The sequence below is a fragment of the Mammaliicoccus sp. P-M58 genome, from assembly GCF_022386165.1.
In the GTDB taxonomy this organism is placed as follows: domain Bacteria; phylum Bacillota; class Bacilli; order Staphylococcales; family Staphylococcaceae; genus Mammaliicoccus; species Mammaliicoccus sciuri.
This window is the reverse complement of sequence record NZ_JAJNJI010000001.1, coordinates 224,964-238,551: the sequence shown is the minus strand read 5'-3', so window position 1 is coordinate 238,551 and position 13,588 is coordinate 224,964. Positions and strand designations below refer to the sequence as shown.

10 protein-coding genes and 1 other annotated feature are annotated in these 13,588 nt (G+C 32.7%); all 10 genes read left to right on the top strand.

The genetic code is table 11. The annotated features are described in order from the left end of the window. Window positions 1–58 precede the first annotated feature (58 nt). Window positions 59–1,396 carry a glutamyl-tRNA reductase gene (gene hemA, locus LQ694_RS01205; protein WP_048539624.1) on the top strand — a complete coding sequence of 446 codons (1,338 nt, stop codon included), beginning with the start codon at window positions 59–61 and terminating at the stop codon, window positions 1,394–1,396. A gap of 20 nt (window positions 1,397–1,416) precedes the next feature. Then, window positions 1,417–2,250 (top strand): cytochrome C assembly family protein, encoded by an 834-nt coding sequence (locus LQ694_RS01200; protein WP_048539625.1) that lies wholly within the window; start codon window positions 1,417–1,419, stop codon window positions 2,248–2,250. An 18-nt stretch (window positions 2,251–2,268) separates the two neighbouring features. After that, on the top strand, window positions 2,269–3,192 hold the full coding sequence (gene hemC / locus LQ694_RS01195; protein ID WP_058611688.1) for a hydroxymethylbilane synthase: 924 nt from the start codon (window positions 2,269–2,271) through the stop codon (window positions 3,190–3,192). 15 nt (window positions 3,193–3,207) lie between these two features. Next, on the top strand, window positions 3,208–3,891 hold the full coding sequence (locus LQ694_RS01190; protein ID WP_096791836.1) for a uroporphyrinogen-III synthase: 684 nt from the start codon (window positions 3,208–3,210) through the stop codon (window positions 3,889–3,891). Next, a complete protein-coding gene (gene hemB, locus LQ694_RS01185) occupies window positions 3,888–4,871 on the top strand; it encodes a porphobilinogen synthase (protein WP_058611686.1) in 984 nt (327 codons plus the stop codon). The genes LQ694_RS01190 and hemB overlap by 4 nt, the downstream gene beginning before the upstream one ends. Window position 4,872: 1 nt before the next feature. Beyond that, on the top strand, window positions 4,873–6,162 hold the full coding sequence (hemL, locus tag LQ694_RS01180; protein ID WP_096791837.1) for a glutamate-1-semialdehyde 2,1-aminomutase: 1,290 nt from the start codon (window positions 4,873–4,875) through the stop codon (window positions 6,160–6,162). 56 nt (window positions 6,163–6,218) lie between these two features. After that, window positions 6,219–7,289: an AbrB family transcriptional regulator gene (locus LQ694_RS01175; RefSeq protein ID WP_049318690.1), complete on the top strand. Its 1,071-nt coding sequence runs from the start codon at window positions 6,219–6,221 to the stop codon at window positions 7,287–7,289. A gap of 48 nt (window positions 7,290–7,337) precedes the next feature. Next, window positions 7,338–7,550, top strand: a binding site (T-box leader). Window positions 7,551–7,590: 40 nt separating this feature from the next. Continuing rightward, complete coding sequence (locus tag LQ694_RS01170) at window positions 7,591–10,221, top strand: valine--tRNA ligase (protein ID WP_239771786.1); 2,631 nt, start codon at window positions 7,591–7,593, stop codon at window positions 10,219–10,221. Window positions 10,222–10,229: 8 nt separating this feature from the next. Further along, window positions 10,230–11,492, top strand: coding sequence for a bifunctional folylpolyglutamate synthase/dihydrofolate synthase (locus tag LQ694_RS01165; RefSeq protein WP_196968314.1), 1,263 nt, complete (start codon window positions 10,230–10,232; stop codon window positions 11,490–11,492). A 624-nt stretch (window positions 11,493–12,116) separates the two neighbouring features. Beyond that, on the top strand, window positions 12,117–13,514 hold the full coding sequence (locus LQ694_RS01160; protein WP_058611681.1) for a YfcC family protein: 1,398 nt from the start codon (window positions 12,117–12,119) through the stop codon (window positions 13,512–13,514). Window positions 13,515–13,588: the final 74 nt, after the last annotated feature.

Below are 13,588 nucleotides of genomic sequence, written 5' to 3'. Positions count from 1 at the left end.
TCTAGATTAGAAATGTTATAATTTAGACATTGGACATAAATTAATGGGGGCGTTAGAAGTGCATGTTGTTGTAGTAAGCGTAAACTATAAGACTGCAGATGTTGCAATGCGTGAAAAACTAGCTTTTAATGATCAAGAAATTGAGAATGCGCTTGTAACACTTAACAATCAAAAATCTATATTAGAATGTGTAATCTTATCGACTTGTAATAGAACTGAAGTATATGCTGTTGTAGATCAAATCCACACTGGTAAATATTATATTCAGTCATTTTTAGCAGATTGGTTTGATCAATCATTAGATACAATTAAACAATATACAAATGTTTTAACTGAGAATGATGCAGTGGAACATTTATTTAGAGTGACTTCAGGATTAGACTCTATGGTTCTTGGAGAGACTCAAATTTTAGGTCAAATGAAAGACGCATTTCAAATTGCTCAAACAGAGGTTACAACTGGAACAATGTTTAACCGTCTATTTAAACAAGCAATTACTTTAGCTAAGCGTGCGCATCATGAGACTGATATTGCGTCAAATGCTGTTTCAGTATCTTATGCAGCTGTCGAATTATCTAAAAAGGTTTTAGGTAAATTAGATAATAAGAAAGCATTAATCATTGGTGCTGGGGAAATGGCTGAGTTAGCTGTTGCAAATTTAAATGGTAGTGGTGTTAATGACATTACTGTTTTAAATCGTACAGTAGCAAAAGCAGAATCACTTGCGATGCAGTATAAAGGTGTAGCGAAAAGTATCAATGAATTACAATGTTCATTAATGGAAGCGGATATTGTGATTAGTTCAACAAGTGCGGAACATTATGTATTAACGAAAGATATGATGCGTGATGTAGAGCGTTTTAGAAGAAATAAACCGTTAGTATTAATTGATATTGCGGTACCTAGAGATATAGACCCAGAAGTAAATGATTTAGAATTAATGTTTAATTACGATGTAGATGATTTAAACGGACTGGTTGATGCTAATTTAGCAGAACGTGAACAAGCAGCACGTGAAATTGAATTATTAATTGCTAAAGAAATTGATAAACATGAAGAATGGGTAAATATGCTAGGTGTTGTACCAATTATTACGGCATTAAGAGATAAAGCATCACATATACAACAAGATACTATGATGAGTGTAGAAAGAAAGTTACCTGATATGACTGACAGAGAGCGTAAAGTTATTTCTAAACATATGAAAAGTATCGTCAATCAACTATTAAAAGATCCGATTACACAAGCAAAAGAATTATCAACGGACAAAAAATCAAAAGAAAAATTAGAATTATTCCAAGAAATCTTCAATATCTCAAGTGAAGTTGAGCGAATAAATGAAACTAAGAAAGAATTAAAACAAGATCAATTGTCTCCTAAAACAGTTGAATCTTAATACAAAATAATGGTGATGCTATGCAAGATGTAATTTCTGTACGTTTGCATGAAATAGTATTAATTATTTACATGATTTGTTTAGGGTGCTATTTTTATGACTTTATTCAAAAGAATTCTAAAGTTAGAAAGTTTGGGTATTATACGCTAGGGATTGTTTGGATTTTTCAAACAATCTTTTTGTGCATGTATATTGTTACAACTAAACAATTCCCTGTACTAACGATTTTCGAAGGATTTTACTTTTATACATGGATGATTATCACTGTTTCATTAGTTTTAAATTATTTTAAATCCACAGATTTAACAGTCTTTATTATCAATTTGATTGGGTTTGTATTTCTAGTTATTCATACATTTAGACCTGAACAGTATGACACAGAAAATACTGCAGCAAATATAATGAATGAATTACTTTTAATACATATTTCTTTAGCTATTTTAAGCTATGTTCTTTTTGCATTGAGTACATCACATGCAATTTTGTATTTGTTACAAAGAAAAAATTTAAAAGAGAAAAAATTTAATCAAAAGTTCTTTAGAATGGGCAGTATTGACCAATTAGAACAAAATGTGTTCAGATTTACATTAGTAGGATTTTTAGTCTTATTAATTAGTTTAATACTTGGCATTCAATGGGGACTTATTATAATTGGTAGTGAAATTTGGATTGATAGTAAAGTAATCGGTTCATTAATAGTCTTACTACTTTATGGTATTTATTTATTTTTAAGAGTAAGAAAATCAATCAACACAAAAACGTTAGTTATAGCAAATATTATGATGTTTCTCGTGTGTATGATAAATTATTTGGTGGTCTCAAAATTTTCAGGATTTCATCAATGGTTTAACTAAACAATGGTGGAGGAAATTATGCGTAAAATTATTGTAGGTTCTAGAAAAAGTAAATTAGCTATGACGCAGAGTCAGCAATTTATAGATAAATTAAAAGAAAAATACCCAGAATTAGATATTGAAATTAAAGAAATTGTTACTAAAGGTGATAAGATTGTTGATGTTCAATTATCTAAAGTTGGTGGTAAAGGATTATTCGTTAAGGAAATACAACAAGCATTATTCAATCATGAAATTGACTTTGCTATTCATTCCTTAAAAGATGTTCCAAGTGAATTGCCTGATGAATTAACATTAGGATGTATTCCAGAACGTGAAAATCCATTTGATGCATATATCGCAAATAACCATGTTAAACTTGCGGATTTGAAACCAGGTAGTATTGTTGGTACAAGTTCATTAAGACGTGGTGCACAATTATTAGCAAAATATCCTCATTTAGAAATTAAGTGGATTCGTGGAAATATTGATACACGCTTAAATAAATTAGAAACTGAAGACTTCGATGCGATTATACTTGCTGCAGCTGGATTAAAACGTATGGGCTGGAGTGATGATATCGTTACTGAATATTTACAAGAAGATACAATGGTACCTGCTATAGGCCAAGGTGCACTAGGTATCGAATGTAGAAGTGATGATCAAGAATTATTAGATATTCTTAAATCAGTTCATGATGAGAATGTAGAAACATGTGTAACATGTGAAAGAACTTTCTTAAATGAAATGGATGGTAGTTGTAAAGTGCCAATAGCTGGTTACGCAACACTTGAAAAAGATGAAATTTCATTTACAGGTTTAATCATGTCTCCAGATGGTAAAGAAAGATATGAATCAACAATAAAAGGGACTGACCCTGTTGAAATAGGTAAACAAGTTTCTGAAGAACTAAAAGCACAGGGTGCATATGAAATCATTAAGAAATTGAACGAAGAAGCATAATAAGGAGTCGTTAACATGAAGCCAATCATTGTGGTTACAAGTACAAGAACTGTTCAACGTGAAGATGTCGAAATTCGTCATTATCCGTTCATTGATATTGTTCCTATCAAATTTGAACAATCTTGTTTAAAACCACACTATGATTGGCTTATTTTTACGTCTGTAAATGCGATCAAAATATTTGAACCATATTTAAATCAAATAGAAGTCGATTGTATAGCAGTTATCGGTACAAAAACAAAAAAAGTAGCAGATCAATACAATATTCCAGTAGATTTAATGCCAGATTCATTTACTCAAGAAGGCTTATTACATGAATTTAAAGATCAGTTCACAAATCAATCTATATTAATCCCATGTAGTAAACAAGCTAGAGATAAACTGGCGAAAGAACTTATGAAATGGGATAATCAAGTACAAGTACTGCATCTATATGAGCCTGTTACAAATATAGAAAATGTTAGAAAAGTACATGAACTGATACAACAGCAAGAAGTAACGCATGTTACTTTTTCAAGTTCATCAGCTGTTTCTAGTTATTTTGATACCTATCATCGAATTCCGAACTCAGTTGAAGTTTATGCAATTGGTGCTATAACAGAGCGAAAGTTAAATACATATCATCAACCTTCTAAAGTAGCAGAAGAATACACATTAGAAGGCATGATAAATACAATTTTGAAAGAGGTAAAATCATGAAATTTGATAGACATAGAAGACTTAGATCATCTCAAGTAATGAGAAATATGGTGAAAGAAACGTATGTTCATAAATCAGATTTAATATATCCGATTTTTGTAATTGAAGAAGATAATATTAAGAACGAAATATCTTCAATGCCAGGTATTTATCAATTAAGTTTAAACTTATTAGAACAAGAGCTTAAAGAAGCTTATGATTTAGGCATTAGAGGTGTTATGTTCTTTGGTATACCTAATGAGAAAGATGCTTGTGGAACAGGTGCTTTTATTGATGATGGTATTATACAAAAAGCAACACGATTATCTAAAAGTAAATTCCCAGATATGTTAGTAGTGGCGGATACGTGTTTATGTGAATATACAGACCACGGACATTGCGGTGTAATAAACGAAGAAACAAAAGATGTAGATAACGATCAATCATTAGAATTACTTGTAAAAACAGCTGTATCACAAGCTAAAGCTGGTGCAGATATTATTGCTCCAAGTAATATGATGGACGGATTTGTTGCTGAAATTAGAGAAGGTTTAGATCAAGCAGGATTTATAAATATTCCTATTATGAGTTATGGTATTAAATACGCATCTAGCTTCTATGGCCCATTTAGAGAAGCAGCAGAAGGGGCACCTTCATTTGGTGATCGTAAGACTTATCAAATGGATCCAAGTAATCGATTAGAAGCATTCAGAGAATTAGAAAGTGATATTAAAGAAGGTTGCGACATGATGATTGTTAAACCAGCTCTAAGCTATTTAGATATCATTAGAGATGTTCGTAATCGCTCAGACTTACCAATTGTTGCATACAATGTAAGTGGAGAATACAGTATGACAAAAGCAGCTGCATTAAATGGCTGGATAGATGAAGAAAAAATTGTGATGGAACAAATGACGTCAATGAAACGTGCTGGCGCTGACATGATTATTACTTATTTTGCTAAAGATATTTGTAAATATATAGATGGAGGAGACTACTAATATGAGATATGAACGTTCAATAAATGCCTATGATGAAGCCGTAAATTTAATGCCAGGTGGCGTAAATAGTCCAGTACGTGCTTTTAAATCAGTAGATACACCACCGATTTTTATGGACCACGGACAAGGATCTAAAATTTATGATGTAGATGGTAATGAATATATTGATTATGTATTAAGTTGGGGACCATTAATTCTAGGTCATACACATGAAAAAGTAAAAGCTGCATTACATGAAGCAGTTGATAAAGGTACTTCATTCGGTGCATCAACTGAACTTGAAAATAAAATGGCAAAACTTGTTATTGAACGTGTGCCATCTATTGAAATGGTGAGAATGGTTTCTTCAGGTACAGAAGCGACATTAGCCGCTTTACGTCTTGCTAGAGGATATACTGGTAGAAATAAAATATTGAAATTTGAAGGCTGTTATCACGGTCATAGTGATTCATTATTAATTAAAGCAGGTTCTGGCGTTGCGACTTTAGGTTTACCAGATTCTCCTGGTGTACCAGAAGGCACAGCTAAAAACACTGTTACTGTACCATATAACGATATTGAAGCAGTAAAAGTTGCGTTTGAACACTTTGGTGAAGATATTGCTGGCGTCATAGTTGAGCCAGTAGCTGGTAACATGGGCGTCGTGCCACCTGTTGAAGGCTTCTTAGAAGGTTTACGTGATATTACGAAAGAATATGGCTCATTACTTATATTTGATGAAGTCATGACTGGATTTAGAGTTGGCTATAACTGTGCACAAGGTTACTTTGGTGTAACACCAGATTTAACATGTTTAGGTAAAGTTATAGGTGGTGGACTACCAGTTGGTGCATTCGGTGGTAAGAGAGAAATTATGGAAGAAATAGCACCAGTCGGTAATGTATATCAAGCTGGTACACTTTCAGGTAACCCATTAGCAATGACAAGTGGTTATGCAACACTAAGTGAATTAACTGAAGAAAGCTATCAATACTTTAATGAACTTGGAGATTTACTTGAAAAGGGTCTGAAAGAAGTATTTGCAAAACACGCTGTTCCGATTACGGTTAATCGTGCAGGTTCAATGATCGGTTATTTCTTAAATGAAGGACCTGTAACTAACTTTGATGAAGCAAATTCTTCAGATTTAGAACTATTTAGTAAAATGTATAGAGAAATGGCTCAAGAGGGCGTATTCTTACCACCTTCACAATTTGAAGGAACATTCTTATCTACAGCACATACTAAAGAAGATATTGAAAAAACAATTCAAGCTTTTGACACTGCTTTAGAAAGAATTACGAACGAATAAAACATACCTCAAATTATAGAACGATAAATGATATAATTTTTTTGAGGTGTTAAATCATGAATAGAAATAAATGGAACATTATACTCGTTAGTTTGTTAGCAATTATACTCGGTTTTGTGTTACAAAGTATTCACATGATATTACCATGGTTGTTTGGACCTATATTTGCGAGTTTAATTGTGATTAAAGTGTTGAAAAGAACGATTAAATGGCCAACATGGTTAGGTAATATCGGGTTACTGATATTAGGTATTCAAATGGGTTCTACATTCACGCCTAATGTCCTTCATGATATTAAAGATGAATGGATACAAATTATATTAATGTCAGTTTGTATATTAATACTTGCGTTAATTGTATCAATAGCGTTTAGAAAAATTGCAAATGTTACTTTCGAAACGGCATTGTTAAGTGCAATACCAGGTGCTTTAAGTCAGATGGTTATTATGGCTGAAGAAAATAAAAAAGCAGATTTGTTAATTGTTACACTGACACAAACATCTCGAATCATGTTTGTCGTAATATTAGTTCCAATTATTTCATCCATTTATGGTAATGATGGTACCGCGTCAGGAGAAATTGAAAAGGCGCCATCTATATTTACAGCGCTAGATTTCACAGGACTATTTGTGCTACTAATCGGTATCATCGCTTTATACTTTATATTCTATAAATTGAAAGTGCCTGTGCCGCAATTACTTGCACCGATATTTGTATTATTAGTATGGAATTTATATACTGGGCAAATCTTCTCGTTAGATTATCCGATTATTGTCGTTGCACAAGTATTATTCGGTATAAGAATAGGTGTTCAAATATCAGATTTAATCAATAATTTAACGAGAAAAACGATTTTTGCTATAGCATTTCAAAATGTATCACTCATTATTGGGGCATTTGTACTTGTCTTTGTATTTGAGTTATTTATAGACGACAATATAAACGATTTATTCTTAAGTGCAGCACCTGGTGGTATGGCTCAAATCATCGTTGTAGCATTAGAAACAGGCGGAGATGTCGCCATGATTTCAAGTTATCATATATTTAGGATATTCTTTATTCTACTGATTGTTGCGCCATTAATTAAAATATTCTTAACAGCACGAACTAGAAAATATGGAAATTAAATTGAATCAATATTGACTTATATGGATTCTGCTTATATTATTAAAGTAATCGAATATTTATCAAGGAAGAGTAAATCATTGATTAATGATAGAGAGTGCATGGTTGGTGTAAATGCATATTAATGATGATTGAAGGTAGCCTTAAATTGAACGTTAATTGAAACTAAGTAGGTTAATGCGTGTGCGAGCGATAATCGTTAGAGTGCAATATAAGTGATTATATTGAATTTAGGTGGTACCACGGTTTAACCCGTCCTATTTATTAGGACGGGTTTTTTATATTATAAAGGGAGTGATTTTAATGGAAATGGAACCTAAGTATAACCCTAAGAAGGTTGAAGAAGGCCGTTATCAATTTTGGTTAGATCATAATTATTTTAAGCCAAGTGAAAATAAAGAAAAGGAAACATACACAATTGTTATTCCACCACCAAACGTAACAGGGAAGTTGCATTTAGGACATGCATGGGATACAACTTTACAAGATATTTTAACAAGAATGAAAAGAATGCAAGGTTATGACACATTGTATTTACCAGGTATGGACCACGCAGGTATTGCGACACAAGCTAAAGTTGAAGGTAAATTAAGAGAACAAGGTTTAACAAGACATGATTTAGGAAGAGAAAAATTCCTTGAACATGCTTGGTCATGGAAAGAAGAATATGCTGACTTTATTAGAGCGCAATGGGCTAAGTTAGGATTAGGATTAGACTATAGTCGTGAACGTTTTACATTAGATGAAGGCTTATCTCAAGCAGTTAAAAAAGTGTTTGTTGATATGTATAACAAAGGTCTTATCTATCGTGGTGAAAGAATCATTAACTGGGATCCACAAACTAAAACAGCTATTTCTGATATTGAAGTTATTCACGAAGATATTACAGGTCATTTCTATCATATTAAATATCCTTTTAAAGACGGTGAAGGTGCAATTGAAATTGCAACGACACGTCCTGAAACGATGTTAGGTGACACAGCAATTGTTGTTAACCCAAATGATGATCGTTACAAACATTTAATTGGTAAATCAGTTATCTTACCGATTATTGGTCGTGAATTACCGATTATTGGTGATGACTATGTTGATATTGAATTCGGTAGTGGAGCAATGAAAGTTACACCAGCTCATGACCCTAATGACTTCGAAATTGGAGAAAGACATCAACTAGAAAAAATTAATGTTATGAATGAAGACGGTACGATGAATGAGCTTGCTGGTAAATATAATGGTTTAGATCGTTTTGAATGCCGTAAACAATTAATCGAAGACTTAAAAGAAACTGGTGAATTAATCAAAATAGAAGAACATGTTCATTCTGTTGGTCACTCAGAAAGAAGTGGTGCAGTAGTAGAACCTTATTTATCTACACAATGGTTTGTTAAAATGGAACCATTAGCTAAACAAGCATTAGACAATCAAGATACAGATGGTCGTATTAATTTTGTACCAGATCGTTTTGAAGGAACATTCAATAGATGGATGGAAAACATTCGTGACTGGACAATTTCAAGACAATTATGGTGGGGTCATCAAATCCCAGCATGGTACCATAATGAAACAGGCGAAACTTACGTTGGCGAAGAACCACCAGCAGATATCGAGAACTGGACTCAAGATGAAGATGTTCTAGATACATGGTTTAGTTCTGCATTATGGCCATTCTCAACATTAGGTTGGCCAGATGAAAACAATGAAGATTTCAAACGTTACTATCCAACTAATACGTTAGTAACAGGTTATGATATTATTTTCTTCTGGGTATCAAGAATGATATTCCAAGGTTTAGAATTTACAGGTAAAAAACCGTTCAATGACGTTTTATTACACGGTTTAGTAAGAGCTGAAGATGGCCGTAAAATGAGTAAATCACTTGGTAACGGTGTTGACCCAATGGATGTAATTGATGAATATGGCGCAGATAGTTTAAGATACTTCTTAGCTACTGGTTCATCTCCAGGTCATGACTTACGTTATTCTACTGAAAAAGTTGAAGCGGTATGGAACTTTATCAATAAAATTTGGAATGCGTCACGTTTCAGCATCATGAATATCGGTGAAGATTTCAAATTTGAAGATATAGATTTATCTGGTGAAAAATCAGTTGCAGATGAATGGATTCTTACACGATTAAATGAAACTATTGCGAACGTTACGGATTTAAGTGATAAATATGAATTTGGTGAAGTTGGTCGTGTATTATATAACTTCATTTGGGATGAATTCTGTGATTGGTATATCGAAATGAGTAAAATACCAATGAATGGTGATGACGAAGCTAAAAAACAAACGACACGTTCAGTATTAGCTTATACGTTAGATCAAACAATGCGTATGCTTCATCCATTAATGCCATTTGTAACAGAACATATTTGGCAAGCATTACCACATGAAGGTGAAACAATTATTCAAGCTTCATGGCCTGAAGTAAGACCAGAACTATCAAATGAAAATAGTAAAGTATCTATGCAACTATTAGTTGAAATCATTAAATCTGTAAGACAAGCACGTCGTGAAGTGAATACGCCAATGTCTAAAGAAGTACCAATTCACATTGGAGCTAAAGATGAAAAATTGAAAAAACAACTTTTAGACAATAAAGATTATTTAATGCGTTTCTGTAATCCAAGTGAGTTAGTGATTGATACAAAAGTTGAAATACCAGAAAAAGCAATGACTGAAGTAGTTTTTGGTGCGACAGTTGTATTACCTTTAGAAGGTTTAATTGACATGGATAAAGAAATAGAAAGACTTGAACAAGAACTTCAAAAATGGCAAAAAGAATTAGATCGTGTTAATAAAAAATTAAGCAATGAAAAATTCGTTGCAAATGCACCTGAAAAGATTATTAACGAAGAAAAAGATAAAAAAGTTAATTATCAAGAAAAATATGATGGTGTATTAGCAAGAATTGAACAACTGAAAGGCTAGGAAATCTTATGAATTATTTAGATAGTTTACACTGGATACATGAACGCACGAAGTTCGGTATTAAACCAGGCGTTAAAAGAATGAAGTGGATGCTCGACAAATTAGGTAATCCTGAAGAAAAGATTCAAGCAGTTCACGTAGTCGGTACAAATGGTAAAGGTTCAACTGTCAGTTATTTAAGAGAAGCCCTAGTAGCTAATAAATATAAAATTGGTACTTTCACATCGCCATTTATAGTCACTTTCAATGAAAGAATCAGTATTAATGGAACACCAATTACAGATGATGAATTGGTTGAGTTAGTTCAGATAGTTAAACCAATATCTGAACGACTTGAATCTGAAACTGATTTAGGTCCAGCTACTGAATTTGAAATCATTACATTAATGATGTTTGTATATTTTGGTACAGTACATCCTGTAGACTTTGTCATCATTGAAGCGGGATTAGGTGCTTTAAATGATTCAACGAATGTATTTCAACCAATAATGACTGTGTTAACAAGTATCGGTTTAGATCATACTAATATTTTAGGCGATACGTATATGGATATTGCAAGAGAAAAAGCTGGTGTCATTAAACCAAGTGTTCCTCTTGTATATGCCATTAAGCCTAAAGATGCGTTACATTTCGTTAGAGAAGTAGTTGAGAAAAATTATAATAAAGGTCTAGAACTAGATCGAGATTTTCATGTACTGTCAGATAATACTGAATTTACGTATCGATATGGTAGTTATGAATTAGAAAACATTCAACTAAGAATGATAGGTCAACATCAGCATGAAAATGCTGCACTAGCGATTACAACACTTATTGAAATGTATCAAAGAGGTATGATTCAATTAAACTTTAATACAATGATTGAAGCGATAGAACATACAACATGGTCAGGTCGAATTGAAAAAGTTCAAGAGCAACCACTTATTTTAATAGACGGTGCACATAATAAAGAAAGTATTGATGCATTAGTAGATACATTAAAACAATACTATTCTGACAAAAAAATCGATGTGTTATTTGCAGCGATAGATGGTAAGCCAATAGGGAAAATGATGAATAGCATAGAAGAAATTACTAATAGGTTTTATGTAACAACATTTGATTTTCCAAAAGCATTACCAATAGATGCAGTATACGATTATTTAGAGCATCACCATATTGAAAAAGTTCAAGACTATCCTCAATTTATTGAAAAGTACGACGGAGAATTACTCGTTGTAACAGGAAGTTTATACTTTATTAGCGAAGTAAGAAAATTATTTAAAGATTAATATAGAATGGGAGTGGGACAGAAATCTAATTTGTATAAAAAGATTTCGTTGTCCTGGCAAGGATGACTAGAGTTGAAAAAAAGCTTAGTACAAGCGCATTTTCAATTCAGACTTCTACTGCTAATATGATAAAAGAGACTGAGACATTACATTATGTCCCAGTCTCTTTTCTTATATATCTTTAACGAGTGTCATTTTGTTACTATGGCATCCTTAGTTACACTTGCGCTGACTTTTGTTACTATGGACATCCTTAGTTACACTTCCGACGATTTTTGTTACTATGGGCACCATACTATAAACACGCCTTCACAAATTAAGCTAAAAATCATAAAAACACCTCATTTTACTGAGTAAATCAGTAAATGAGGTGTTTTTTAATTTGAGTTAGGAATTATGTCCCAAACTCATTTTTTATGCCCATACTTTTCGCGGATAAGTTCTCAGCTTATTTTTAACGATTTTGTAACGTGCTGACGCCTGAGGGAATTGTATGAGTGAGAGACTACAGGCTCGAACCATACCCTAGGCAAGCATGCACGAACAAAATCATAGATTTTTATATAATATTCAATATTTTCTGATAATAGTGTATGATGGTACTTATAAATAGGGGGGATTAATTTGAAAGATATAGTTGGAAAATTTATAAGGTTCAAGAATCCTCATACATATGCTATATTGCTTTTCATTATTGCTATGAGTTGTTTACTGACTTATGTGATACCTTCTGGGGAATTTGACAGGAAGTCTGTTAATGATCGGGAAGAAGTTGTTTCGGGTACATATCATTTAGTAGATAGTGAACCTTCTGGCTTTTTAGAAATATTTAGATCGATACCTGAAGGATTAATCAGTGGTGCTGATATTATCTTTTACATATTTTTAGTTGGTGGTGCATTTGGCATAATTCATAAGACAGGAGCCATTACAAATGGCGTCAATGCTGCAATGAATAAGCTTGGTAAAAACGGTAAGTTAATGATTCCACTAACGATGTTTATTTTTTCATTGCTTGGTTTCTCTATAGGTTTAGCTGAAGAGACGATTATTTTTGTTCCAATCGGTATAGCGATTGCTAGAGCAGTTGGATATGATGCAATGACAGGTGCTGCAATGATTATCATGGGCGCTGCTGCTGGCTTTCTGGGTGGAATGCTCAACCCATTTACAGTTGGAGTTGCTCAACAGATTGCAGAAATTCCGCTTTTTTCTGGATGGGAATTTAGAACGATTATTTATATTTGTGTATTAATTGTTGGTATTGCATACGTTATGTTTTACGCTCGAAAAGTTAAAAAGAATCCAAAGAAAAGTTTAGTATACGAGTTAGAACAACAAGAAAAGAATCAAACAGAACCACAAGAAGAGATTGGTAGATTTACAAAGCGACAAATGTTTTGTTTAATTTTATTAGTCAGTGCAATATGTTTTAACGTATTTGGTATTTTTACATTTGGTTGGTCATTTAATGAAATGAGTGCTAATTTCTTGCTTGTCGGATTATTGGCAGGATTTATTGCTGGGTTAGGTTTTAATGGTACTTTCGATGCTTTAATCGAGGGTATGCAGTCTATTTTATTTGGGGCATTAATTGTTGGTTTCGCTAAAGCAATCGTCGTTGTATTAGAAAATGGTAAAATTATCGACACAATCGTTTATTATTTAACAAATACAATTCAAGATTTACCAGCAAGTATTACGGTAGGGATGATGTTTATCATACAAATGATTTTGAACTTCTTTATCCCATCTGGTTCTGGTCAAGCGATGACTACGATGCCATTAATGGTGCCAATTTCTGATTTATTGAATATCAATAGACAAATGGCAGTACTTGCCTTCCAATATGGTGATGCAGTGAGTAATAGTATTTTCCCAACATCAGCTTCGTTAATGGGAGGATTAGCTGTAGCAGGTATCTCATATACAACTTGGGTTAAATTTATTTGGAAGTTATTATTACTGTGGGTAGTTATCTGTTTAGTTGGTATTTTTATTGCGTTAGCCCTAGGTTATTAAATTTTAAAATTTTACAAAACTTGAAAAACACATGTATTCTTTAGGTGTTTTTCAAGTTTTTTAATGGAATTATA